At 43.9% G+C, this 26,507-nt stretch carries 24 protein-coding genes; 11 read left to right on the forward strand and 13 right to left on the reverse strand.

The window, feature by feature from the left end:
- Window positions 1-12: 12 nt before the first annotated feature.
- Together JW968_05580 and JW968_05585 are read right to left on the reverse strand one after the other, a co-directional pair.
- A complete protein-coding gene (locus JW968_05580; GenBank protein ID MBN1386414.1) occupies window positions 13-10,920 on the reverse strand; it encodes a hypothetical protein in 10,908 nt (3,635 codons plus the stop codon).
- A complete protein-coding gene (locus tag JW968_05585) occupies window positions 10,917-11,207 on the reverse strand; it encodes an AbrB/MazE/SpoVT family DNA-binding domain-containing protein (protein MBN1386415.1) in 291 nt (96 codons plus the stop codon). Before JW968_05585 ends, JW968_05580 begins: the two co-directional genes overlap by 4 nt.
- A 328-nt stretch (window positions 11,208-11,535) precedes the next feature.
- On the opposite strand from JW968_05585, the gene JW968_05590 reads away from it, so the two are divergent.
- Genes JW968_05590 through JW968_05605 form a run of 4 tightly spaced genes read left to right on the forward strand, consistent with a single transcriptional unit; the run spans window position 11,536 to window position 13,753 of the window.
- A complete protein-coding gene (locus JW968_05590) occupies window positions 11,536-12,171 on the forward strand; it encodes a winged helix-turn-helix transcriptional regulator (GenBank protein ID MBN1386416.1) in 636 nt (211 codons plus the stop codon).
- A complete protein-coding gene (locus JW968_05595; protein ID MBN1386417.1) occupies window positions 12,168-12,677 on the forward strand; it encodes a hypothetical protein in 510 nt (169 codons plus the stop codon). The genes JW968_05590 and JW968_05595 overlap by 4 nt, the downstream gene beginning before the upstream one ends.
- Window positions 12,678-12,708: 31 nt before the next feature.
- Window positions 12,709-13,458: an alpha/beta fold hydrolase gene (locus tag JW968_05600; GenBank protein ID MBN1386418.1), complete on the forward strand. Its 750-nt coding sequence runs from the start codon at window positions 12,709-12,711 to the stop codon at window positions 13,456-13,458.
- A 1-nt stretch (window position 13,459) separates the two neighbouring features.
- Window positions 13,460-13,753, forward strand: coding sequence for a hypothetical protein (locus JW968_05605; protein ID MBN1386419.1), 294 nt, complete (start codon window positions 13,460-13,462; stop codon window positions 13,751-13,753).
- A gap of 1 nt (window position 13,754) precedes the next feature.
- Here JW968_05605 and JW968_05610 read toward each other — a convergent pair whose 3' ends face one another.
- Together JW968_05610 and JW968_05615 are read right to left on the reverse strand one after the other, a co-directional pair.
- On the reverse strand, window positions 13,755-15,014 hold the full coding sequence (locus tag JW968_05610) for a HAMP domain-containing histidine kinase (GenBank protein MBN1386420.1): 1,260 nt from the start codon (window positions 15,012-15,014) through the stop codon (window positions 13,755-13,757).
- 305 nt (window positions 15,015-15,319) lie between these two features.
- The gene (locus tag JW968_05615) at window positions 15,320-15,853 is read right to left on the reverse strand and encodes a hypothetical protein (GenBank protein ID MBN1386421.1); all 534 of its coding nucleotides are present in this window, start codon (window positions 15,851-15,853) and stop codon (window positions 15,320-15,322) included.
- A gap of 225 nt (window positions 15,854-16,078) precedes the next feature.
- On the opposite strand from JW968_05615, the gene JW968_05620 reads away from it, so the two are divergent.
- Window positions 16,079-17,146: a DUF1761 domain-containing protein gene (locus JW968_05620; GenBank protein MBN1386422.1), complete on the forward strand. Its 1,068-nt coding sequence runs from the start codon at window positions 16,079-16,081 to the stop codon at window positions 17,144-17,146.
- Window positions 17,147-17,195: 49 nt separating this feature from the next.
- Here the strand turns inward: JW968_05620 and JW968_05625 are convergent, their stop codons facing one another.
- From JW968_05625 to JW968_05645, 5 genes are all read right to left on the reverse strand, one after another.
- Window positions 17,196-17,393 (reverse strand): hypothetical protein, encoded by a 198-nt coding sequence (locus tag JW968_05625; protein ID MBN1386423.1) that lies wholly within the window; start codon window positions 17,391-17,393, stop codon window positions 17,196-17,198.
- Window positions 17,390-17,644, reverse strand: coding sequence for a DUF4405 domain-containing protein (locus JW968_05630; protein MBN1386424.1), 255 nt, complete (start codon window positions 17,642-17,644; stop codon window positions 17,390-17,392). The genes JW968_05625 and JW968_05630 overlap by 4 nt, the downstream gene beginning before the upstream one ends.
- The gene (locus tag JW968_05635; protein MBN1386425.1) at window positions 17,641-17,922 is read right to left on the reverse strand and encodes a hypothetical protein; all 282 of its coding nucleotides are present in this window, start codon (window positions 17,920-17,922) and stop codon (window positions 17,641-17,643) included. The genes JW968_05630 and JW968_05635 overlap by 4 nt, the downstream gene beginning before the upstream one ends.
- Before the next feature lie 79 nt (window positions 17,923-18,001).
- The gene (locus JW968_05640) at window positions 18,002-18,520 is read right to left on the reverse strand and encodes a hypothetical protein (protein MBN1386426.1); all 519 of its coding nucleotides are present in this window, start codon (window positions 18,518-18,520) and stop codon (window positions 18,002-18,004) included.
- Window positions 18,521-18,588: 68 nt separating this feature from the next.
- Complete coding sequence (locus JW968_05645) at window positions 18,589-19,689, reverse strand: hypothetical protein (GenBank protein MBN1386427.1); 1,101 nt, start codon at window positions 19,687-19,689, stop codon at window positions 18,589-18,591.
- A 63-nt stretch (window positions 19,690-19,752) separates the two neighbouring features.
- Here JW968_05645 and JW968_05650 point away from each other — a divergent pair, with 63 nt between their 5' ends.
- Genes JW968_05650 through JW968_05665 form a run of 4 tightly spaced genes read left to right on the forward strand, consistent with a single transcriptional unit; the run spans window position 19,753 to window position 22,179 of the window.
- Window positions 19,753-20,469 (forward strand): hypothetical protein, encoded by a 717-nt coding sequence (locus tag JW968_05650; GenBank protein ID MBN1386428.1) that lies wholly within the window; start codon window positions 19,753-19,755, stop codon window positions 20,467-20,469.
- Between the two features lie 10 nt (window positions 20,470-20,479).
- A complete protein-coding gene (locus JW968_05655; protein ID MBN1386429.1) occupies window positions 20,480-20,908 on the forward strand; it encodes an NUDIX domain-containing protein in 429 nt (142 codons plus the stop codon).
- The gene (locus JW968_05660) at window positions 20,892-21,440 is read left to right on the forward strand and encodes an AAA family ATPase (protein ID MBN1386430.1); all 549 of its coding nucleotides are present in this window, start codon (window positions 20,892-20,894) and stop codon (window positions 21,438-21,440) included. The genes JW968_05655 and JW968_05660 overlap by 17 nt, the downstream gene beginning before the upstream one ends.
- A 1-nt stretch (window position 21,441) precedes the next feature.
- On the forward strand, window positions 21,442-22,179 hold the full coding sequence (locus JW968_05665; GenBank protein ID MBN1386431.1) for a hypothetical protein: 738 nt from the start codon (window positions 21,442-21,444) through the stop codon (window positions 22,177-22,179).
- 915 nt (window positions 22,180-23,094) lie between these two features.
- On the opposite strand, the gene JW968_05670 is transcribed toward JW968_05665, so the two are convergent.
- Window positions 23,095-23,541 (reverse strand): 23S rRNA (pseudouridine(1915)-N(3))-methyltransferase RlmH, encoded by a 447-nt coding sequence (locus tag JW968_05670; GenBank protein ID MBN1386432.1) that lies wholly within the window; start codon window positions 23,539-23,541, stop codon window positions 23,095-23,097.
- Between the two features lie 17 nt (window positions 23,542-23,558).
- Window positions 23,559-23,774 (reverse strand): histone family protein, encoded by a 216-nt coding sequence (locus JW968_05675; protein MBN1386433.1) that lies wholly within the window; start codon window positions 23,772-23,774, stop codon window positions 23,559-23,561.
- A gap of 200 nt (window positions 23,775-23,974) precedes the next feature.
- Here JW968_05675 and JW968_05680 point away from each other — a divergent pair, with 200 nt between their 5' ends.
- Window positions 23,975-24,661 (forward strand): serine protein kinase RIO, encoded by a 687-nt coding sequence (locus JW968_05680; protein ID MBN1386434.1) that lies wholly within the window; start codon window positions 23,975-23,977, stop codon window positions 24,659-24,661.
- A gap of 14 nt (window positions 24,662-24,675) precedes the next feature.
- Here the strand turns inward: JW968_05680 and JW968_05685 are convergent, their stop codons facing one another.
- Together JW968_05685 and JW968_05690 are read right to left on the reverse strand one after the other, a co-directional pair.
- Complete coding sequence (locus tag JW968_05685; protein MBN1386435.1) at window positions 24,676-25,200, reverse strand: dCMP deaminase family protein; 525 nt, start codon at window positions 25,198-25,200, stop codon at window positions 24,676-24,678.
- Window positions 25,201-25,770, reverse strand: coding sequence for an AAA family ATPase (locus JW968_05690; GenBank protein ID MBN1386436.1), 570 nt, complete (start codon window positions 25,768-25,770; stop codon window positions 25,201-25,203).
- Between the two features lie 285 nt (window positions 25,771-26,055).
- Between JW968_05690 and nrdR the strand changes: the two genes are divergently transcribed.
- Window positions 26,056-26,499 carry a transcriptional repressor NrdR gene (gene nrdR / locus JW968_05695; GenBank protein ID MBN1386437.1) on the forward strand — a complete coding sequence of 148 codons (444 nt, stop codon included), beginning with the start codon at window positions 26,056-26,058 and terminating at the stop codon, window positions 26,497-26,499.
- Window positions 26,500-26,507 lie beyond the last annotated feature (8 nt).

Raw genomic sequence — 26,507 nt, forward strand, 5'->3', positions numbered from 1 at the left:
CTTCATATCTAATCACAAAAACTCCTTCATGACCTCATCAACCTCATCCCTTGACCAACCCCTGCTGATCAGGACAGCCCTGATATGGTCGGGGTTGAAGCCTTTGGTGTAGAGATCAAGGACAGATGAGCGCGCAGCACCCATATCCTTAGGATGACCGAAGAGACCATGCTTATCAAGCTCAGAATCGATGCTCTGATGCATGCCTTTCATTGCTTCATCAATCATCTCAGGCTTCCAGCCGCAGTTGATCAAAGCTGTCCTGAGCTGCTGCTCAGTAAAACCATTCTCCCATAAGGACTCATAGACCTGAGGCAGGCCTTCCTTCAATGCTCCGGATGAGGAAGGCTTTGAAAGCCGGGCAAATGCGATATCAGCATAAAGCCTGTCCATCACCTCTGAAAAAGCCTTGACAATGGTTTCTCTCGGATAACCCATCCTCAAAAGCACAGGTATTATCATCTTCTCAGTGTCACCCTTATGCCAGTTGGCCCTGAAAAACTTCTGCAGAGTGTGAGCAAGCTCCAGCTCATCATCAGTGGCCTTGAAACCATGCTCCTTGACCCCTCTTTCCAGATCCGATATCATCATGAAGACATAATCCACTTCCTGAGGGCTCCAGCCATGCATGACAACAGCCTTCCTTATCATGTCCTCCTTGAATCCAGAAGAGAGCTGCTGATATATGTAATTGAAGAGCAAAGTCACTTCCCTCCTGACACCTGCCAGAGTCACGGCAGCACTGCCTGCTCCGGGCTTTGCAGCTGCCAGAGAAGCCGGCGCTTTATGGAAAATCTTCTCCCTCTCAAGATAGACCCCCACTCCTGCGCCAAGCAGAACAATTATCAGTATCAATATTATTATCGGCCAGAACCAGCTGAATCCTGAAGGAGCCTCGACAACCTGGCAAGGCCTGCAAGGACCGCCACAATCAACACCAGACTCTCCCTGATTCTGGATACCATCAGAGCATGAGACCTTCGGAGCACAAGCAGCACATGGGCCGCCACAATCAATGCCTGACTCACCCTGATTCCTGATCCCATCATAGCATGTAGCTGCAGGAGCAGGCAAATCAGAACATGGCTGGCATGGACCGCCACAATCAATGCCTGACTCACCCTGATTCCTGACCCCATCATAGCAGGATGGGGCTACAGACGGAGCCTTCGGAGCACAAGCAGCACATGGGCCGCCACAATCAATGCCTGCTTCCAACTGGTTCTGGATACCATCAGAGCATGTCGGCCTGACAAAAGCGCTTCCGCCGCCTTTCAGGACAAGAGGAGAACCCCCCTTCATTACCAATGGAGAACCACCAGTAGACTGCTGGCAATCCGGATCATCTGAATCTATGTATCCATCAAAGTCATCATCAATCCCATTAGTGCATTTCTCAGTGACTGAATTGTCGAACACCAAAAGGAATGCAGACAATGAATTTACATTGACAGCGAACTGGCCTGAAGAAACAAGAGTCGTGGGCGTCTTCCTTGAGGCATAATCCACAGTACCATTATAATCAAACTGCCAGATCTTATACTTAGATGAATCCGGGTATGAATCATTATAGAAGCCTAGTGTGAATGGCTTCGTGAATATGGACTCATTCTCCACAGAGAACTCAGCTGCATCAACCGAGGAATATCTCAATCCAGGCCCAAGCAGCATGGAACTGTTGGCAAAAGAGGAAGCAGCCATATCATTCACAGTTATATTGGGAGTCATGGAAGATGCGACATTCTTCATGTACAGGTATGACCGTCCATCAGCGCTCACAATCCTGAGATTGTAATTGCCGCTGGCAGGCACAAAGAACTCATTCTTACCTGAGACTGCAGTAAAAGGCGAGCTTGGAAGCTCTGCGTCTGTAGTCAGGTTAAGGACATGGACAGTGGCAGTCTGATCGGTGTTTATTATTATGCTTGAAGCGCCGCAATCCGAGACTGAAAATGATGCAGTATCAGTGACCCTGTTGCCCTGAGAATCATTGGCCCAGAAAACAACATTATAACTGCCGACAGGCAAAATAGGTATGCCTGACACAAGGGTATCATAATAAGCATACTCATCAACAATAACACCCAGCGGAACAGGCCTTGGAGTGAAGAATGAACTGTCCAAGTAGGCTTTGAGAGTCCCTGAAGATGTTGATATGTTCGCATGCAAAGAGATATCGTACAGTGTCCTAAGACTTGCCACCAATGTGAGATTGTCACCGAGACAGATGCTGGAATGGACTGTGCTGAAATCATAAAGCGCGAGAGGCGAGGTGCTGTAGATGAATGAAAGATTCCTCGTGTCAGTGCTGAAATTGACATACCCGACTGTCTCATGGCCGAAGTCAGTCACATTGACCGGATAAGATCTCAGTCTCGTGGCATTTGTGTGCACTATCGGCAGTATGGCATGACCATCTGAATCAGTCACACCGACAGAGGAAGCAAGCGCAACATTCCTATCAGGCACAGGGCCTGAAGTGCTGTTAATCAGCCTGAACGGATAATACCTTGTTACAGTCGATGTGGCAGGCCAGCGCAGCAGGCTGTTAATCAACATGCCACCATAGAGCGTTATGTCAGAGTTCTCAGCAACAAACAATGACAATCTTGAGTCTGATGCATTGAAGACAGACACACCGGACATGTTGAGCAGGTTGAAATAAGAATCCTGCGATGACATATATGAATCTGAGGTCAGGCGCACATTATTCAGAGTGGAAGAGGCCATCGAAGCCCTTGAACCTGCAAAGCCGATGTAATTATTCGGAGCAGTCACATTGATGAAGAAAATATTAGCACCCGCCTGGGCCTGTATGAGTGCAGATTGTATGGCCTTATCCACACAGATGACAGTCCTGTCTATGTTCCATACACCAGCAGGATTATTGCAGTTCAGATCGCCCTGCTCGAAAACCAGCGGTGTCGAGTTCAGGAAAGTGAACTGGCCCAGATAGATCGAGGATACATTCACCCTGAATGCATCTGCTATCGAATCATTTGTAGTGACAATGACAGGCCTGATATAACCATCTGAGTCAGTCACCCCTGTCTTCATGACAGACGATGAGTTATAGACCTTCATGGTGACCCCCGGCAGAGGATTCTGCCTGCCCGGTGTCATGAGCCTGATCGGATATGCCCTTTCCACAGATGAATTAGGCCTGAAACTGACTGAACCGAAAGCCAATGAACCCTTCAGGAAAACCCTTGCCCCATCCATGACACTGAAGCTGCCAAGCGTGCTCTGCTCATAGGATTCGACTGATGATGAAGAGTGCATATTGACATGGCTGAAAACTGAACCACCCATATAGACCACAGATGAGCCATATGACCTGAGAGCATCAAGCGAAGAGCCGACAACATAAGTCCTGGAATCCATGAATGAATGGAGATTCACATGTGACACATCAGACCCGCGGATATCCAGCCGGACATTGCTGCCAGGAGAGTATATATCCTGTATCGTGAAAGTGACATTGCTTCCGGATGATATATTATCAAAGAGCAGGTCCTTCCTCTTCTCGGAATACACAGTCAGGTCAGCAAGGGTGGAATTCACCACATAATTATTAGAGGCCTGCCTAGCAACCAGCTCAAGCTCCCTGAATGTCGTATTACTGAGATAAGCATGGAAATGATCATTGGTGAGGTTCCTGTCAACGTCAGTGAAATCATTGAAATCCATCAACCCGAAATAATAATTGTTCCCGTTCTCCAGGATCAGCCTGTTGAAGCTGACATTATCCAGCCTCAGTGTCCCTGAATCAGACACCCTGAAATTCACATTACCTATATCTGTATCGGACAGATTAGCAGACAGGCTTGATGAGGATGAGCCTATCTCATCAGTGACCACGGAATTATGGAAATCCTCAAGCACGATGTTGTTGTTGCCATTGGAGTCTATCGTAAGATTCCCTATTGTCGAGTTGACGGCGATGAGCGTGGCATTATCAGCCAAGAGGACATCTGTGAAATTAGACCTGATGAATCTGGCATAAGCGCTCCCGACAATCTCCACATCAACTGTTATGTCCTCATCGACACAGAGAGCCAGGGTGTCTATCACCCAAGGATCAGAAGACGGAGAGCATGGACCTATGCCGAACATGCCGGTGACCCACGGCGTGCCATTCACAAAGAGGTCAGCAGGCAGTATCTTCACCCTATAGCTGAATGACGGCTCAACTGATGAAGTGTCCCAAACATAGGTGTACTGGCCGGATGACGGCTGACCTGTTATGGCTGTAATGTTAGTCCATGTAATATTATCTGCCGAATAGAACAGATAGAAACTAGCCGCATCTGCATCAGGATCAGTATAATTCCATCTTATCGTAACATTGTCCGAATAAATCCGGCCTACAACAGGAAGATCCACACCCGTGATATTCGGGGGCAAGTTATTCGCGTTGACCTGCATCACAATATTTGTCCTTGTGATGTTATCTGTGACAAGCACATAAGCAGTCCTCGGATAGGAATCAGGATAAGAGCAGGCAATGGCAATATCGGCATTGTCTGAACCGGTCGGGATCAATGCAGTGTCCCACTCAGGCAGGCCATGGACATCACAGTCATACCTGTACCATATATCATCAGAATCAGCATCCCAGACAGTCAGGTTCAGCCAGACATCCTCCCCTGGCAATGCAGGCCTGGCATTTGTGACACTGCTCTCAATGTAAGGCGGGGCGTTGCCCACAGGCATCAAAGTCGAATTCTCATATGTAAGATCCTGATTTGAATAATTATCTGCGGGAGAGACAGCGCATTTCAGGGTATCATCCTTCCTGAAGATGAAACTGTTCCTGTTAGCTGCAGTCAGGGGAAAGTTGAAAATGGTGCGGTTTGTCTGGCCAGCCATCAACTGGTAGCTGCCGGCTGTCCTATTCAGCTTATACCACATGAATAAGGCGGCGGATTCATCCTCAAGATCCCCGTCAGGATCAACATAATCATACTTGCACTCGAAAACTGACACTGAAGACATCTCAGAGACGACAGTGTCCTGGCCATAATTGGCAAATGAAGTGCGCCTGATATCCCCGGTAGAGACCTCATAATCATTGTCTAGGTCTGCATATAACGGCTCACCGTCATCAAACACACTGTCCTTGTCCTTATCAAAATACCTGTCAAGCTGATGGAAAGCCAAAAGCAGACCAGCTCCCGGGGTGCCTGAGACAATATTGTCTCCGCCGAACACAATTGACCCGGCACCATATTCCGGATCAGGATCATAAAGCCTGATATCCCCTGCTGAGACATCGCCTGACTCATCAAGGTCATTATATATCGGCTCATGATCTGAATAAGTCGCATTGATATACGGATCTATGGAATTGACAAAACCGACAGTATAAGCAAATGACTTCAGAGACGAGCTTACATTTATTATGCAACTCAGAGGGAAAACCTCCTCCCCGGCATCATACCTGAAGTTACCATTTGTATCAGAGACGATGCAGTCTCCAGGGGTGTACACGCCGGTCTTGCTGCTAGGATAATATTTCTGATCAGTCGACTCAAATTTGACCAGAACTACACCGATATCTGAATCCGGAGGATCATAAACACCATTGGAATTTGAGTCAATCACAATCAGCTCCCCGCCTGTGTAGTTGCCGCTTGAATCCCCATCGACATACCTCTCAACTGAGAAGCCGCGCAACGGGAATCCTATATCAGTCCTGAAATCAGAATCAGGGAAGAGCTCTTCCTGGCTCTCATAAGTGGCAGGTCCGATCCTGACATTGGCCGCGTCGGGCGCATGGTTTATCGAGATGTTCTTCGACATCACATCACAGACACCTGAAACACTGCACAGGCCGAAATAGACTGTAACATCATCAAATTTGGCGAAATTCGAAGAAGTGCAGTCAGGCCTTGATGCGTTTGTCGTGCCTGAAGGCGATGGGGCATAGCAGAACATATGATTCTGGCCGCAGCCATCATCAAGCGTGATATTGGGGCTATCACATACATACATCACGAACCTTGTAGCATAGTTCGCAGACCATTCAAGAGAGAAGTTCAGGACCTCGCCGGTATTGAACAGAGTATTGTTGTCATACATGCCAAATCCTGACAGAGTCCTAACCGATGTGTTTGTGATCCCAAAATGATTGGCCGGGACCGGGACAGCATTCGGCACTGAATCCTCCCATGTGGTGTTGAACCCGTCATAAGCAGAGACATTGCAAGTCCAATTCCACCCCAATGTGAGCCATGATGAGGTCAGCTTCTGGGCAGCCGGGGGATACTTGGTGCCGTTCAGATACCATGTGAAGTTTATCTGGAGAGGATCGCTGTCTGCATCAACAGCTGTGTAATTGCAGATGTAATAATCTGTGTGATTATCCAGCCAGACATCCAATACAGGCAATGCATTCTGGATCACTTCAACTGATGAATTATAGAATATGGAAGACTTCAAACCATAAACATCCTTAGGCTTCACACCGCAGAAAACAGCATCATACCTGCTGAACTTCTGCGTCTGCTGATTGCTGAGTGTCGAGGCATTATAAGGCAGCTTATTGAAGACACCATTATTATCATATGATATGAACCACCCGAATTCTGTCTGATGATCATCCACATCCTGGAAAATGGTATCAGAGCTGTTATAATCATAGCTGCAGTTCAAGGTGGTCCCGGCATCAAAGTAGTAAGGATCAACGACCGATGAATCCAGAGCAGTCATGTTGAATGGATTTGACTTAGGCTCATGATTCACATAGAAAACATCATCATAATTGCCTGAGCATTCATTATCCTCATCACAGAGCATCATATAATATCCCTGGGACCCATTGTCAGATGATCTTGTGGTATAATTGAAACTTATTGGATATGCAGAAGCAAGGCTTCCCTGATAGATAGTGCGATCTATGCAGCCTGTCGGCTGGATAAATGGGGAATCACAGACAATCAGCCTGACCTCAGAGCCATCATCCTGCCAAAAGACATCGAAAGGCAATACAGAACCCTCATTCCAGGGATTATAGAATGTTGAAGGCTCATAAACAAATGTGATGCTGGGTGTTGTCGTCGCCGGAGGCACATCAGAGATGTTGAGAGTGCCAGATGATGCACTGTGGCCATAAACCCATTCATCATGGGGTGTCACAGAACAATACCACTGGTCGCCTATCTCTATATTGCCATTTGTCATGATGCTGTAATTCCTGGACAGATTCGTGTTGTCATAGCTGAAATACAAGCCGAATGCGGTGTCAGAAGCACGCTTCACGAACCAGTCAATCCTGAACTTCGAGATATTGCTGTCCGGATCTGCTCCAGTATAGCTGCAGTTAAGGTTATCAGACTCCAGATACAGCAAGTCCCCATTCATGTCTGTTATGCTGACAGATGTCGTGTTCGGCCTCTGATTATAAAAAACACTCCCCCCAACCCATGTGAGACCAGAACACTCATAGCTTTCATCACAGACAATAACAGTATAATTCTCTGAACCGGCTGAACCGAAAGGAACAGTGTAAGTCGCTGTAATCGGATCAGCAGAATCCAGGGCATGAGACTCATGGAAAGTTCTGGCCTTGCATCCAGAAGCGAAAGCGCCCTGACTGTCGCATATATACAAATAGACAGCATCGTTATCCTCATCTATCCAGTCCACTGTAAAGGTTATGTTCTCATATTCGCTGGTCATTGATGCATCTGACGACGTGTCTGTAACCTTATGAACCCTGGGCTTGCCATAATCATTGGCCACAAGATGAGCGGCAGATGAATTAACTGGGGTCCCGGAAGACCATGCATCTGAAGGAGTTGCTTCACATACCCAGTAATCACCATACAAGGTGTTGCCATGCGACAGGTATTGGGTATTGGCAGTATTGTAGAGCACATAACCACCAGCACCCCTCTTCAGATACCATCTGTAGGTGATGCCCAATTTTGTTGAAGCATTATCATCCTGGTCAGCCAGTGTGACGCTGCAGTTCAGGTTGTCAGATTCATTGGCTCCTGACGGCAAGATCTCAATTGACTGGACCTGCGGCTGATGATTCACAGTGAAGTTGCCCATTGATTCTCCTGGCAGTGTCTCAAAATTAGAGCAGAGCCAGTTGCCACCAACCTTGCCACCTGTGTCATCACAGATCATGATCCAATAATGCATAGTACCATTGTCAGATGGCTGGACTGTATATTCAAGCTCGAGAGTCCTGTCAGATGTCCAAGCCTGATAGACATACTGTGAACCTGGGTACAGGCAACCGGTCTTGTCGATGGTCGAGTTAGAGCAGATATATACCTGGACCTGCTCATTCGGGTCAGCATCATCTTCCCACTCGATGCTGAAAGTGACCTTGTCGCCCACATTAGTCCTGCCGACAGAATCATCAGAGTAAGAGACAATGTAAGGGGCTAATCCTCCCTGGCCATCATCTGTGGTGATAGTGACCCATGGAGTTGAGTACTGGTCACCATAGACATGATCATCGAAAGGAGTGATGCGGCACTGCCACTGGTCGCCGGGTAGGGTGTTACCGTGCGCAACATAAACATGACTCGGAGCCTGATACGGATATTCCTGGCCATTCCTTATTACATACCATAAGATGTCAGATGTGACATTGTTCGGCCATTCTGCATCAGTCACATTCTGCACTTCACAGAAGAGATTCGAGTAATCAGGATAAGTCGAAGGCCTTGAGATATAGGTTATGTTCAATGAAGGATGAGTGTAAGTCGATCCATCCTGCGCGATGTACAATGTCCTCTTGCTCCCCAGTATCATCCTCGGCAGATAAACATAATAGATGCCCCTATCTGTCGTCAAAGTCAGTATCTGGGGCTTGGTTGTGTTGGCTGTCACAGAGACAGAAAGGTTGCCATCATCATTCTTCTGGTTCAGGTCATAGAAGAACAATGTATCATCCATATAACCAAGACTGTCCGATGAGCCTCCCCTTGACCAGTTTATATACAACCTGCCTCCTGATGATAATATTCCTGTGGTCTCATCTGTTGACATGAAAATCAAGTCCTGAGCAAGCAATGGCTGGACCTGCCTGTAGAACGGATAAGGCATGATCCTCAGGCTCCCGACTGTAGGCTTCATGTTGATGCTGAAATTGTCATGCCATGGAACAGAGCACTGGCCGCTGGAATCACAGATCGCAGCCCAATACTCTATAGGTGACCCCGGGTCTGAAATATTCATGTGCGGCTCATCCCCAACAACAGTGTAAGTGCAGGAAACCGGGGTGGATCCTGAAAATGGGGATTCGCAATAAGCGTGGCCGAACTGGCACCCTGAGTGGGTATAATTCTGCCGGAATTCCTTATCGCAGATGACAAGCCTTGCATCCTGATTATCAGAATCTGACCAGTAAGCAGTGAACTCAGCCTTCTGCCCCACATTAATCCTTGCACTGTCAGAGCCATCAGAGTTGTCCACGAGGTTCCAGAGATCAGGCCTGTGATTACCTCCCACAACAAAGACAGAAGACCATGCATTCTTGGAATCATCATGGAAATGATGCTCATCCCAGACTGACACCCTACAACGGATCCTGAAGCTGATATTAAACTCAGAATCATCCAAGACATTAAAGGGTGAAGTAAAATTCCTTACCAGTACATCATTCTCATCCTTAATCTCCCACCAATAACCGCCAAGTGTATGTACAACCGGGCCACCCTCATCATCGCCATCCTTGTCATAGAATGTGTAATTGCAGTAAAGATCTGTGTATGTGTCTGCATCCTCAGGGGTAATGTGTACATCCTGCGCTTCAGGTGCGTGATTCACAACATACTGATCATTGGATGTCGTCATGCTATTATATATCTGCGACCAGGTGCCGAAATAATAATCCCTGAACCTCACATAATAAGTGTTGAGGGGATCATCATCCTCCTGAGCAGTGTAGAGACAATAGCCACACCCATAAGGACAGAGGAACTGCATATAATCATAGCTGCTATAAGGAGGACCGAGTTCGCAAATCATGCCTGAGTCATCCTTTATAGTGCACAGGCATCCTGATTGGTCAAGCTCATTGCACCCTGCACAGTTGGATTCCTTGCAGAAGTAGACCTCTGCATATGAATAAGAAGTCCAGGAAGCCTGGAACCTTATCTCATCTGAGACATTCGTATAAGGAGCGCCAGTATCATTATCAAAAGATGAGAGTGTTATCCCAGTCACAGGGGTATAACCATAGCAATCTCCTCTCCAGCCGACCTTATCATTCGGGTTATCACAGCAGACAGTTATGTTCATGACATTGGGCGCTGTAAGATTAGTCGGCGTGCCATTTATCACACTGCCTGTCTTCAGATATTCACCTGCATCATCACCGCAGCATTCCAAATCAGTGCCTGTATCATACTCACCAAAGATGTGATTCTCAGAGCCATTGACCCAGGCTCCCGCATAGTCACAATAATTCACACCTTCGCAAAAGTTAGCACTGTTATCACAATCATACCAATCATTCACAGAACAGGAAACCCTCTCTCCTGAAAATGTGTATGATAAACCGCTCGTGTAACATACATCATTATGGACACAGTCGCTCTGATTATCACAGCAGGCATCATCAGAAGGATCATCACCCTGCACCCTGATCCCCGGGTAGTCATTCTCTGCAACACAATGGCCGAATGTCTTCCAGATATATGCTTCCTTATTGCCGGAACTGAAATTCCCGCAGCATCCTGGCTGGCCACCGGAGCCGACTTCCCAGTCAAATTCATAATATGGGTCAATGACGCCTCCATCCCAATACCAGTCATGATTCTCACAGAATTCCTCATTGCCATCTTCTGGAGTCAGCATTTCATATTCTTGAGCAAAAACTAAAGGTATTATCAGAAGAATAATCAGTAATGCATACCACAATTCAACCTTCCTGCCGGTGTTTGCCTTTCTCATATCACATCAAGGTTCCCTTTCTTCCTTCTCCTGTAGCTCTGCACAGAGGCCTCCAGATTCTTCTTGCTCATCCTGATCCTGTCAGCTTTCTCGAAAAGCTCTGGCACTATCTTCTCATCTGACTCGAGATCATGCGGACTTATCTTCTTCAGGAGAATTCCCTCATCTGAAATCGAATAAACATAGAAACCTGTACCTTCGTCTATATCAAGCTCAGACCGTATGTCTTTCGGGATGACGATCTGACCCCTTGCGTCTGCCTGCACTATCTTTGGGTATCGCTTCAAAAAAAACCCCTATTACCTCTTTTCCTTAACTTTTACTGATATTCAGATAAAAATATTGAATATTTGATATAATGTCTTATTTTAATCCGAATATTTGGATTTTAAATGATTTTTATCTGAATGTTGACTATTTTTTCTGAATTTAGGAAAACTTCTATTTAAAGCTATTTATTTTAAGCATGAGAAGGGCTTGTATTTATATTTTTCTGAAAATCAGATTAATTATCTGATAAAAATACATATTATCTGAAAATCAGAATTATGGTGATTTCAATCAGGACTGAAGCCAAGAATAACTATATATAAACAACAGATAATTACAATTGATATGGCAAAAGAGACATTCATGCTGGTGTCGCTGCAGGAAGCGAAAGCCAAGAAACTCGCACAAGTGCTGAGCAATGAGACATCGAGACAGATACTTGACTTACTGGCCAAAGGGGACAAGACAGAGAGCCAGATAGCGAAAGAGCTCGACCTCCCGATATCGACAGTGCACTACAATATGAAGCATCTGATGCAGGCAAGGCTAGTGAAGGCTGATGAATTCCACTATTCTGAGAAAGGCAAGGAGGTGCTCCACTATTCTTTGACAAACCAGTTTGTCGTGATTGCGCCGACATCAGAAGAGGGCATGCTTGACAGACTAAAGAGGATACTGCCTGTGTTCGGCTTTGTAATAGTCGGGGCCGGGATTGTAGGATTGCTTTCAAGGATGTTCACCGGATTCGGGGCATCCAATACAAAGATGCAGACAGCATCACTTGGGGTGATGGCAGAAAGAAGCGCAGATGCTGTGGCCCCGCTTGCAGCTGAAGCAGGAGACATGGCAGCAGCCGGAGCCAATGCAGCATCTGGTGTGCCTGCAGAAATCAACATCATCATCTGGTTCCTAGCAGGATCATTCTTTGCACTGATAACCTACCTCATATGGGAATATGTATACACCAGGGTGAGAAAATGAGAAAAGAGGCAATAATTCTTACAGCAATATTCACAGCATCCCTGCTGATATTGGGAGGGTGCCAGAACATGCCATCAGACAAGGCAGTCCCGCCAAAAGACTTCTGCAGAGAAGATGCAGACTGCATATGCCAAGGCATAGACCTTGAAACAAATGACTGCTTCCTCGGGAACAGGGAGTATCACCAGACTGACAAGGTGGACAAAGAAAGGGACTGCGCAGACTTCTGCACAGGATTCGCGAACAACCTCCAGATAAAATGCCTTGCAAACAAGTGCCAGCAAATAGTGAAAGAGGAGTTCAGGGAGAAGACAAAAAGGTGTGCAGAAGATGCAGACTGCGTGCCTTCAGAATGCTGCCATGCGACAGAATGCGTACACAAGGATTTCGCGCCAGACTGCTCAGGCATAATGTGCACAATGAACTGCGAACCAGGCACAATGGACTGCGGTGGCAGATGCGTGTGCGAAGCAGGAAGATGCACGGCGCAGATACCAGAGCAATAGCTTTTTAAATTATTATGTCTTTTCGGCATAGATGAGAAAAGAGGCAATAATCATCATATTCTTCTTAATGATATCCCTGAGCGGGTGCGCTGAAGTCCGGGATGACCAAGCAGATGAAATCCTGCAAGACATGACAAAGGAACAGATGAGACCTGATGAGACAGCACATCGCGCAGAACTAACAGCAGAAGACGGGACAAGACTGGCTGCATCATACTATGACAGGCCAAGCACAAAAGGCATAATCCTGCTGCACATGCTCAATGGGAACAGGAATGACTGGCATGAATTCGCAAAATACATGAAAGATTATCAGGTGATAGCACCGGACTTCAGAGGGCATGGAGAGAGCGAAGGAAACCTGAGAGAGTTCTCGGAAAATGATTACAGCAACATGGTGCTTGATGCGAAGGCTGCAGGGGAGTATCTCAAATCAAGAGGGGTTGAAGAGCTATATTCCATAGGAGCATCCATAGGTGCAAATATCGCACTGCAGTACGGAATACAGGAAGACCTTGTGAAAAAAGTTGTGATGCTGAGCCCCGGACTTGACTACAAAGGGGTCACCAGCGAAAACATAAATGATTTTGACAGACCAGCATACATCATAACGAGCAGTGAAGACACATACTCAGCAGAGAGCTCAAAAGAATTATACGGCCTGGCAACAGACCCGAAGAAGCTCGAGATATACTCAGACATAGGGCATGGGACAACGATGCTCGAAAAGAGACCAGAACTCATGCAGGAAATCAAAGCATGGATAGAAAAAGGTGGATAAGATGAAAAGAATAATGATCATATGCCTGATCGGAACCCTGTTAATGACAATGGGTTGCACACCAAAATACAGCCAGCCATTGGAAGACATGACATTCTGCACAACAACAGACGAATGCACAACAGTCATACCCAGGGGGTGCTGCCAGTGTCCTGTGGCTATCAACTCCAGGTATTTAAACCAGATAGACCAGACCATTGAAAACTGCGATGCAGTGAGATGCGCGGCATGCCCGGATTTCGTAGTCGAATGCGTGAGCGGGAAATGCGCATTGAGGACATACCGAGAGAGATGAATCAAGCCACTTTCAAAATATGATATGGCAGGGGACAATGTTTCACTGTCCTATTGAGACCAGGCAACCTCTTATTGTCTTTCGGCAAGACAAGAATGAAATGCTGATTAGCACCATACACATGAGGTGCATACAGCTTCCCCCCTAATTGCTCAACAAACCTCCTGACACCAAACAAACCAAAACCTGTACCTTTGGAAGATCTGCCTGTCTCAACACGCTCATCACCTATCCCTGTAAGACCCTGGATCATACAAAGAGATGCCAGATCACCAGCAGAGATCAGATACATATGCAAAGGATTATCAAGATAATTGACAAGATTCTGCCTTAAATTCTGATCAATACCGACAATATCCCTGCCCTCCTTAATCATCAAGCCAACCTTCCTCATGATAGAATCAAGAGAAACACCCCCACCAGAATCAGCCACAGAGAGATAATAAGCATCCCTTATCTCACGTGTCTCAATTGACATCATCGGAACATATGGCATGGCATCTGATCCATGCCTCCAGAAATCATCATTAAATTTCTTTGCAGCATTATTAGTCAGGTTGTATAAAATGCTAAGAAACATGCTTTGAGAACCACAAGGGAGATATTTCAATTTATCATCAATAATAATCTTGCCGCCCCCTGGAATATCATCAGGACCAACAATAGGCACAAGACCAAAATTATGGAAGAGACGCCCTTGCGCCAAAGAAGATACATCAGTGGAGATGGCCCCGATATCAATATCATTCTCTGAAACCGGAGCAACAGCATGATGCATGAGCAATTCAACAGCAAAATATGCCGGGAACTTGACAACACGACTGACAATAGGCTCATCAAACATCCTAGCAAAACCATCCATAAATCCTTTATCGGCAGAGTAAATACCTGCAACAAGCTCTCCTAGATTTGAGAATACATGGGCTAAATCATGATCAAACTGAACCCTGTAATCAGAGAGGGGGGTATCTTCGTAAACAGGATCAAGATCCCAACTAAGCGAACCTGGAACAATCTCTTCAACCCTACCAGCTATACCAGCGCATTTTAAGATAACAACAGAATATTTCAAGAGCTTTTGTGCAATATTTGGACTAAAAAAACCAAACTTAGCAGAATCTGAAATGTCTTCAGCGTTGGCAATCATATTGTATCTTCCCATATCTGAAGCAAAAACTGAAGGGATATCAGGAGTGAAAGAATTAATCCGATCATATGATTCCTGCACACGCTGATTCAAGATGCTGTCAGATAAGCTCATTCGGATATCTTAACATGACTTCTTTAAATATTTTATTATTATTACTATCTAATAGTAGTATAAAAAAGAATATAATAAAATTAATCATGTATGAAAATTAATGGGGACAATGAGGCTGTTTAAGAGATTAATAAACCAGAAACCCTGTATTTGTGTTGAATTCTGCCTGGCCTGATAATCACAAAGAAAATTTGACAGTCCTGACTTTGTTTATCAAATTCGCTGCGCGAATTTGGGCTTTATCCAGTCAAATTTTCCAGCCAGTAAACAAGAAAGGCAGAGAAGCATGCGCTTGATGTCAGCGTTTATTTACAATCTTCTGGACAATTACAATCATTTTCTAAGTAAACACCCCCATCACAGTTTCCATCCCCACATTTAAAACAAGCCATTCTTGATGCACCTATCGTACTCGGTGTCACAGAACAATCTTTTTCATAATGGGCAATTTTTATTGCTTTTAATCCGGGGCAACATGATTCAGAATTATCCAAATCCACTGTCTGATAATCCCTGATACACGGTTTTTCTTCACCAGTACAATCTTCTGGGCAGTTACACTTATTCTCTTCATGTTCAGTATTGCAAACACCATTACCACAAGGTGCGCAAATTGATAATCCACCTATGGAAATAGGTCCGGGACACTCACCTTGATATCCTCCCTGCCCATTGATTGGTTTTAGGCCATTACAGCAAATTTCATTTGGGATGGGGATTGTGTTACCCTCTGAGGAACATGATTTTACTGATGGCTTGTTTCTAATAACAAAAGCCCCGATTGAGATAATGCTAATCATTAATAAAATGAAGATAAATGTGATTGTTTTTTTGCTCATATAGATATAAATAAGTGGATTCTTTATAAAATTTACTTACAGCTGGTTTGTAATTGCACATAATCCAGATTCATCATCACAGAGAAGGTGTAAATTTTAACCCATCCTGAAGCTTACTTTCTGATATAAATAGAGGCATCACATTTGTGATTTTTGGTGATGCAAATGAAAGCCATAAATTGGACAATAATCTTGATATTTTTGGCCAGCTGTGTGACAGCCTCAATGCCATATCCAGCCCAAGGATTTGGAGTGAGCGAATATTATTCAGTATATTTTGACGGAGAGGGAGAAGCCACAGTAGGAGCAAAACTGCAAGTAACTGATTATGATGGAAAGCTTGAGAAGATAACAATAGAGGTGCCAGGACAATCAAGGATGATACATACACTCCAAAGAGTCGGCGCGGGATATTCCAAGATAGAATACAACAAAGAGACCCTATCAAAATCAGTGAAGTACACACTCTATCTTGAAGATGAACTGGAAGAAGGAGAGATGGGAGATATAATACTCTACTATAAAGCAACAGGATATGCAGATGAGAAGTTAGGGGTGTTCGGGTTTGACTTCGAAAGCATCAAATGGAAGTATGACACAGATTATGCAAGAGTGGCTGTGAATGTCGGGCCAGATTTGTATCTCAAAGGAGGGGAGAGCAGGATAGACTATCGGCAGAACCTTGTCTCATTCGAAGCAGCATCAACAAAGATGGATTCTGCTGCGATAGAAGGATTCGGCAATTCAATAACATACCAAAGCGGGTATGTAAAGGAAGCAAGAGGACTTGATCCATGGGAGAGCTTCCATGTAGAAGGGGAATACTCAAAGAGCCGGTTCTCAATCCACAAAGGAAAGATAATATTAGGCCTTCTAGGAACATGCATAGTAGTGTGGCTGCTTGTGCTGATTATTGGAAAGATAAAATTAAGAAAGCCAAGGAGCAAGACTGTCAGAGTGATAGGAGCTGGGGCAGCATCTGCGTTTTTATTCACAATCAGCTGGAGCCTGATGTACTACTCGATCAGGTGGATGGACAGGATGATGAGAAGCAGGCAAGAAGAGCTCATCATGCCACTGATTGCTGTGATGGCAGCAGGGCTGATGCTTGCAATAGTGTTCGGACCACCAATCTATATCGGACTGAGATATGGATTTGGGAGTGGATTGATGACATTCATCTCATTCATTGCAGCATTATTCCTGATAATAATATTTCTGGTTGTCTTCATTAATGGAAGCAGCCATATAGGGCCGATGCATGCAGTTGCTGAAATAGCAATGAGTGTCTAGACGCGACTAAACGGCAGCAGAGAAGGTGAGGGATTAGTCGATTAGACGCTCATTCGCTATGATCACAGAAACCAGAATCATCTGCATCAATAAACCTGTTGCATGAACCAGGAGCAGGATCAAGAGCCATACCAAAAGGACAGGATGATTGCGGCTCTGGAGCTGAGGGCCCGGTGACTTCTGCAGCAGTGCAGCCTGCCAATAATATCATGCAAACAATAAGAATGGGCGCGACTAAACGGATCATTGAGACCTCCTGAAGAATGATCTTGTCATTGCAGCAATCCATCCCCAATGGAGGATCAGATGGACAAGGACAAGAAGACCCATGACAACACCAGACAAATCATGAACAGGGTTGATAATCCTGAAATCAACCCAGCCAAAGATGATGCCAAACTTCACAGCCAAGAACTTTATGAGACCTGTGAAGAAAACCAGGAAAAAAGAAATTGCCAGCAGGAGATCTACAAAGTAATTGAGCTTAGCCCTATTCATCTTTTCATCAACTCTTTCATCATCCCAGGGATGTCCTTCTTTGAGATATCATCAGTCTTCTTTGCCACAGCAAACAATGGAAGACCCAGGACCATGATGATCGCAAGAAAAAGGCCCATGCCGAACTGGAAATCAATGCCCTTGTAGATGCCGAAGATGATAATAACTGCAAAAAGGAAAGAGACAAGAACAACATTCCTTATGATGCGCTCATAATGGTCATACCTTATCCAAAGATCAAACAATCTCAACACAAAAACCTTATCCTGCTTGTTCATGCATATCACCCTTCTTTCAATGCCAAAACATCATTCCCAAAATATTATTTTAAAATAATATTATCAATCACTTTGCCAATCACTTCGATAGCTTCTCAAAGAGATGCACAAAGACATCCTTCGGGACATCAAGGCCGGCTGCAACAAAAGCTTCAGCCAAGGCCTTAGGCCTCTTATCATCATACTCATCATATCTGCCTGGAAGCCTGAAATTATACAGATTCGAGATGGTGTGCTCATTCATGTGACCCTCATTGATCTTCAGGGACACAGGCTTTGAGTTCTCCCTGATCATCCTGGCATCCTTGTCATAATGATAGCCATCCAGATGGACTTTCTCATCAATCATGAAGCCATGCTGGGAAAGCTCAAAAAGAACAAGGTCACCCACTATCTTATCATAATCATTCTCAGAAATATATGCCTGGATATCCTTGTTTATGAAGCTCGAGAAATCCTTCTTTGCCTTGGGAAGCTCAACAGTCCTGCCAAGATACTTGAGTGTCTTCTGCCGGGCAGTCTTCCGCTTCTTGTCCCATGTATTGGAGACAAGATAAGAATACCGCACCCCCTTTATCTTCTTCAATCTCACAAACATTTTCTGGCTTAGGCACCAGTCCTTTTAAAAAGGTTATTGTTTTGGAGAATATAAAAGAAAATGAAAAATCAAAATTTGAAGCGCTTCTCAAGCCTTATTGCAGAGTTGATGTCCCCAGAATCTAAGTCCTGGGAAAGCTCTAATCTAACCTGGAGATCATCCCTGGTGTAACCGCCGATGAGACCGGCAGATCTTGTGTGCGAATCAGGATCCCTGACATCTGAGTATGAAGCGCCAAGCCAGAATCTGCCGCGGACAAACTTCAACACTTCTCCGCTGACATCTCTTGTGCCTTCGGATGGGCTGATATATCTAAATCTCAAACAGAGATCCTTACCTCTCTGATCCATCTCCGGCACAATGTACCTGAATGGGTTAGATGCGATGAACTCAGCATCATTGCCCATGAGATCATCATCCAACATCCCTATTGAATCCCCGAGCGTAAGGGCATCAACACCAGTTGAATCCAAGGAAGCATCCACACCATAAATCCTCAGATCAGAACACCGGCCTCTTGTAAAGAATGCCTTGAAGACAGGTCCATGGTCGTTCGGCATGGAAACAACGTAAGTGTCTGAGCTGTTGCGATGCGCATAACCCAAGAAAACAGGATCGAAGAAGATGAATGCATCACCCCTGAACTCATCCTTGCCACCCTGCCTGTTGATGAGTGCATCAAAGCCATAAACACCATCCCTGAACTGCACACCACCAAAAGCTGCATCGGAATCAGGCAAATCTGCGTGACCTGCAACAATGGTGAGCTGCCTGATAGGTGAGTAGAGCAGCTTGAATACTGGGCTTGAATCCCCCGCTGTATCAGAGGCAACAGCCTTTAGTGTAAGGTCATTCAGTTTCAGATCCAAAGCACCTGTTGAGGTGTCTGAATCTGTGTGATGCTCTGCACCTATCTTGAAACCATCTGCAGTGTAAAGCAAGGTGGTTGCGGACTCCAGATTCAAAGGAGTATCAACCACAGTCTCCCAGACCCTGAACTCATCTGCATGAGCTGAAGGCACAAGATCTGCCCTTAGAAGCTGGCCAGCAAAAGGAATGGCAAATGTAGCAGCTAAGGCAAGTGATGCGGCCTTCCTAGCCAGACCATAATAAGCATCCTTAACATTGTGATATAATCCACTTAGCTGGTTTTGGGTTTTGTTGACCATTGTAGAGTAGTTAATAATTTGGGGAATATTTAAATATTTGTTCTCCAATTATAGATACCAAAAATGGATGTTTCAATATTTGAAGAAATAGGATTCACAAATGCAGAGACCAAAGTATATCTGGCGCTGCTGGAACTAGGGAACACAACAGCGGGCCCTGTACTGAAAAAAACAGGATTACAAAATTCAGTAGTGCATCTAACATTGAAGAAACTTGTGGGAAAAGGGTATGTCAGCTTTGTGCTCAAAGGCAAGAGAAGATATTATCAGGCAGCGGATCCTAAACACATACTGACATCAATAAAGGAAAGAGAGAGAAAATTCCAATCAATATTGCCTGAATTGGAATTAAAAAGAGAAATGAGCACAAATCTGCCAGAAGCAGAAGTATATGAAGGCCTGGCAGGATTCAAGAACATGATATATGATGCGGTGGGATCCTTGAAGAAAGGGGATGAATGGCTGTTCTTCAGCTTCTATTCTGAGGACCAAAAATATGATATTGTACATGAATTCTACAAGAACCTAGATGAAGCAAGACTACAGAAAGGAGCAATAGTCAAGGGGCTTCTACCAAAACACATACAAATAAGAGAGCGAGGGGCAAAGGTCAAACTTAAGATTGCGGATTTCCCGATATTGACCAATATCACAATACTCAAAGACAGGGTGCTGTTCACGCCGTTCGGGGAGAAGCCTATAAGCTTCATGATCAAATCAGGAGAACTGTCAAATATGTTCATAAATTATTTTTATGAAATATGGAACAAGGTGGATTGAGATGAAAAAAATGGAGAGACCGGGAGTCGGACTGGGAGTGGTCATTGAAAAAGAGGGCAAGATAGTCCTTGGCAAAAGAACTAACACCCATGGAGATGAGATGTGGTGCTGCCCAGGGGGACATCTGGAGCTCAATGAGAGATTCGAGGAATGCGCAAAACGGGAAGCAAAAGAAGAGACAGACATGGATATCGGAGAGGCAGAATGCTTCGGGATCACAAATGACCTAGTCAAGGAATGGGGCACACATTATATCACAATATGCATGAAAGCAACACAATTCAAAGGCAAGCCAAAGGTGATGGAGCCTGATAAATTCATTGAGGTTGGCTGGTATCCATTGGACAATCTGCCGAAGCCTCTCTTCCCTCCAACAAGGAAGATGATCGGATTATTCAAATCAGGAGGAGTCTTCAACAAAGATGAGCAAGAAGCATAAAGTCATCACAGTCACAGGGACGCCAGGGACAGGCAAGACAACCATAGCCAAGAGGCTCGCAAAGATGTCAGGATCCAGGTATGTTGATGTAAATCAGATAATCAGAAAAGAGAGACTGAGCGAAGGCTTTGATCGCAAAAGGAGATGCAAGATAATAGATGCAAAGAGACTGAATAAGGCGCTGATCAAGGCAATCAGGGAATCAGAAAAAGGGTTAGTCATTGATTCTCATCTTTCACATTACCTCCCAAAGAAATATGTGGATCTTTGCATTGTCACGAGATGTGATATAAAAACCTTGAACAGAAGACTGAAGAAAAGGGGATACACCAAGGCCAAGATCAGAGAGAACCTGAATGCAGAGATATTTGACACAATATGGCTTGAAGCAAGACAGGTTAGGCACCATGTAATCAGTGCTTATACAAGCAATAGGTGGGTTATATCTCACTTTCTATCAGATTTTGACAAATTTATTAAAGGGAAAGGCAGCTTAAAAAAGGAATATAAAAAGGGAAAAATAGGGGTGTAAAATGGGTTTATTTGACCTATTCAGAAAAAAAGAGACAGCAGAAATCGTCAATAAGGATGATATGCACTATGCATTCACAAAAGTCAAATATGATGTCTCTAATATAAATAATTGGCTAAATTATCTTCATTCTGAAAATAAAGATGCAAAAAACACTTTACATGAGCTAAAGCAAGGACATTTCATCTCTAAAACAGACATAGAGCATTTGAAAGGATGGATTGATCATTTCAACCAATTTAATGGCCAGATGATTGGTTATATAAAGGAATTAAACCATAATTTAGGGGAGCTTAACTCTCACTTTTCACATATTTCTACTGAAATTGAGGCTCTAAAAGCACAAAAAGGAGTTCCTGAGCATGAGAAAGAGGCTATAAAACATGAATTAAAGGCACATATTACAGAATTCTTAGAGCAGGAACTCTCTAAAAGGCCCATAGAGAAGGCCCCGGAACCTATATCCCCACCTGTCAAAACAGCTCCTGAAGGGGTATTAGACGAGTTTAGACGGGATCTGAGCATATCTGAGAAGACCATACTTCTTGAGCTCTGCAAGACAGAAAAAGGCCTTACCTATAAGGATCTGGCTATTCTGACCAATAAGAGCCCAAATACTGTCAAAAACCAGATAAACAGCATAAAGAACAAAGGATTCCCCCTAAAAGAGCATATAAGCCTTAAAGGAAAGGTATTTTACCTTGAAGAGCGCTTAAAGAAGATACTTCTAAACAGCTAATCGCGTTTAGTCGACTAGTTTGGCGTTTAAACGCGTCTAAACGGCTTTAACCTATTAATATTTAGTTCTCAAGACATATGGAGCAACTTTATAAAATATAATTGTTTAGTCGACTAAACGGGTTTAGTCGTATCAATAGGCTTTATAGGCTCTATAATGGCTTAATTATTGAGACAAGACTGAGACAAGTATAGTCGACTATGGTCGACTAGTCGACTAAATTAGACGCGATTAGTCGTTTAGACGGGCTGTTTTGATGGTTTTTATTATTTCTAGGATATATGGATTGGAGAATATATTAGATCTGCCACTTTAAATCTTTTCCATATAGAAGAATATTTATTATCCATATTTCTTAATTTCAATATAGTAAATAATATTGATCAAAAAAGTATGGATTTGAACAAAAAAGCAAGGTTTCTTGATGAAATTTTGAAGATATTATTTTCCATAATGTAAATAATATAGGTTGAGTGGATTATGCTAAATAATTAATTTCTATATAGATAATAACAAAAATCACACTAATTTCCAACCTAGAGATATACTCAGTTTAAAGGATCAGAAAAGACAAAGAGTGAGGAGTTATGGATAGCTTAGAGATATTCCTGATATTCTCATGAAATCCCATCTAAGGCCTTTATGTGGTGTATGAACAAGGCTAACTAGGCAAATTTGATCTAGAAATATATTATTTTCAATATTATAAACAATAAAAGTGAGGTCTAGATATATGAAAATAATTAAGATGAATATCAAACAAAGGACATGAAAAATCAATAAAATAGTTAAATTTCAATATAGAAATTATAAAAAGTGAGAGTTAAATGAATAATATGACTCACAATTGACGCAAAAATGAGGGAAAATAGGGTCGAGATAGGAAAATGAGGATAGAAGAGCTGAGAAGGTGGATCACTTATGATAAGGGTGGTTATTGATGATTGTGAGGGCGCGGTATAGTTGTTCAGCGAGAATTAGGCGGCTCAAATCATGAGAAAAGGTCAATTTTGACAGTGAAAAGGCGAAATGTGAGAGTTCCCTGACTTTTGTGTCCCATCCATAAGGGCCTCCGATGAGAAAAGATGAATCAGGGTGGGTCTTCAGAAGGTCTGCCAGCTGATCAGAGGTCAATTCTTTGCCTTTTGGATCCATGCAAACAACGTAATTTGAGGTCTTTTCAATATATCTAGATGCGGATTCAGCTTCTGAAGCCTGAATCTTCATGGGATTCTTGTCCTTTGCTTCTTTAAGCTCTATTGAACTCACTTTTGAGAATCTTGATATGCGTTTCAGATAATCCTGATAAAGAATCCTGAGATTCTGATTCTTAATCTTGCCAAAAGCAACAATCTCAATCATAAAAAAGAAAAAGTGAGTTATTGGCTCTTAGAAGCAAGCTTGATATCCTCTGCTTTAACTGTCTTCCTGCCGCTGTGGCGGGCAAATTCCACGCTTGCTTTAGCAATCTTTGAAGCGAAGTCTTCAACAACTTCCTTTAAAACTTCTTTTGCCTTGTCAGAAACTCTCTCTGCACCGACGTTCTTCAATATGTGCTCCATAGCCGCTAAGGGTAATAATTTTTTTGATACCATTTTAATCCTCCTAAATTTGCCTGTTTTTAAGCAAAAAAACCTAAAATCATTAATAAATGTTACTATTGCTCATGGTGCCTAATCGGCCCGGTCAGATTTAAATAGTGATTATCTCAATACATATCACTTAAGACAATCACTTAATACAGGAAGCATTTTACAGGAAGCATACACGAGAGATCAACAGGTATCAAAAGACCATGGGAAAAGAGAAATTCAAGACTTACGGGAATGTATTTGATGAATTCACAAACAGGAACCTGTTCAAGCTGCTCTCGCAGGGGCACTTCGAAGGCATGGAGAGCCCTGTAGCGACAGGGAAAGAGAGCAATGTCTTCACAGCAAAAAAAGGTGATGAAAAGGTCATAGTGAAGATATACCGCCTTGAGAACTGCGATTTCAACAAGATGTTCGATTACATCAAATATGACCTAAGATACCAGAACATAAAGAAACAGAAAAGGACTGTCATTTTCTCTTGGGCGCAACGAGAGTTCCGCAACCTGCACAAGGCACGGGAAGCTAATCTGGATGTGCCACTCCCCATAACGAGCATGCACAACATAATCGTGATGAGCATGATAGGCGAACCTGCGCCGAAACTGAAAGACAGGGTGCCGAAGCAGGCAAAAAAATTCCTCAAACTGATCATCGAACAGATGAAGAGGCTGCACAGAGCAGGCCTGGTGCATGGAGACCTGTCTGAATTCAACATCCTGAACCACAATGAGAAGCCATATCTCATAGATTTCTCCCAGTCGACCACAACAAAAAGCATCAATGCAGAAGAGCTTCTCGAAAGGGACTGCAAGAACATGACACGCTATTTCAAGAAGATCGGCGTCGAGATCGACTGGGAAAAGATAAAGGAAGAAGTGAAGAAATGAATTAATTGACTTTTCTAAACATCCCTGTCCTTATACTCGAACAACTCCACGCCTGCTTCCCGGAGGATTGACTTAGACTGGTCATCCATGGCATAAGAGCCGCTGTAAAAAACCTTCACAACACCTGCATTGATCAGATGCTTTGCACAGTAGATGCAAGGGCACAGAGAAGTGTATAAAGTCGATCCCTTGACAGGCATCCCATTGTAAGCTGCCTGCAATATGGCGTTCTCCTCAGCATGGACACAGGTGCATTCGCCCAAGCCAGAACCGCTTGGCACATCAGGATTCGCACATCTCCTGCAGCCGCCTTCATCACAGTTCGTGGTGCCTCTGGGAGTCCCGTTATAACCTGTTGATATTATCATCTTATCCCTCACAAGGACTGCACCGACCTGCCTCCTGAGACAATTAGACCTTGTCGCAACAAGCTTTGCAATCTTTATAAAATACTCATCCCAAGTCGGCCTGACAAGCTTCTTCGTCTTATTCTCTGACAAATGCTCTTTCACACAAGCCTCTTTCCTGATAATCTCCATCTAATCCACCTTCTTCATCTTATTTATCTTATCCAATATACTATCGAGCCTTATCCTGACATCACCCAATGCCTCGGTATTCTCAATCTCAAAGTCACGCAAGGCAAAGCAATTATCAAGCTGCTGAAAATTTGAGTTAGATGTGTTCTCCTTAGCTTCCATGTCAAGCAGATCCTGAGGAGTCTTCAGATGCTCTGCACGCCCATTTGCCTTAAGACGCGCAAGCCTCACATCTGGGGGGGCAGAGACACCTATCAGAAAAAAATCCCTGCTCTTGCGGAGCTCCTCAATCTCTATCGGATTCCTTATAGAATCAATGGCAAAATCCTTACCTTCCTGCTGACCCATAAAAGCAACGGCAAGCCTGCCCAGAACCCCGGGACCATGCTTCTCCCTCAGCTCATTCCCCTTATCAATAAGATTCTGGCGAGTCATATCCTTACCCTGTTTCCTGAGCTCATCCCTCAAGATATCGGAAAGAGAGAAGAAAGCAAAACCATTCTGCTTAAGCATCCCGCCAACAGTGCTCTTCCCAGAGCCATTCCTTCCAGTAAGACCTATTATCATCATAACCCCCTTTACAGACTTTTTGGCAGATTATATAAAATTTGTGAAAGGGCATCAGGCAATCCCCAAATTAATTTCCATATGATAATATTTTTTGGAACCTAAATCTATATAAACCAATCCTGAAAAATTCACTACATATAGTATTTCAATCTATTTATAGGCACTAGATGTTGTGTTCTGCAACTATCGTGCAATAGTTAAACAGTTGAACAAGATAGTGTGATGAATGATGAAACAGCAAAAAACCACAACCACAGAACCACGTCTTCTCCATGAAGGTCAAAAATGAAATGCCCATACTGCAAGAACGAGGAAACAAAAGTCCTGGATTCCAGAGACACAGAAGGCAGCGTGACAAAGAGGAGAAGGGAATGCCTCAGATGCCAAAAAAGATTCACCACATTCGAAAGGGTCGAAGACATAAATATCGTGATTGTCAAGAAAGACAGCAGAAGAGAGAAATTTGACATAGAAAAGCTCAAGAGAGGACTGCTGAAAGCGTGCGAGAAAAGACCTGTCCCCACAGAAAAGATCGATGAACTCGCAGAGCAGATAGAATCAGAGATAAGGAAACTTGACACAAAAGAGGTCCAGAGCAAGAAAATAGGCGAAATAGCGATGAAGAAGCTCAAGAAGCTTGACAAGATCGCATATATCAGGTTTGCATCAGTATATCGCGAGTTTGAGGATATCAGCTCATTCGAGAAAGAGCTCAAGATGCTGAAATAGACACAAAA

It is taken from the genome of Candidatus Woesearchaeota archaeon, from assembly GCA_016928155.1.
Classification (GTDB): domain Archaea; phylum Nanobdellota; class Nanobdellia; order Woesearchaeales; family JAFGLG01; genus JAFGLG01.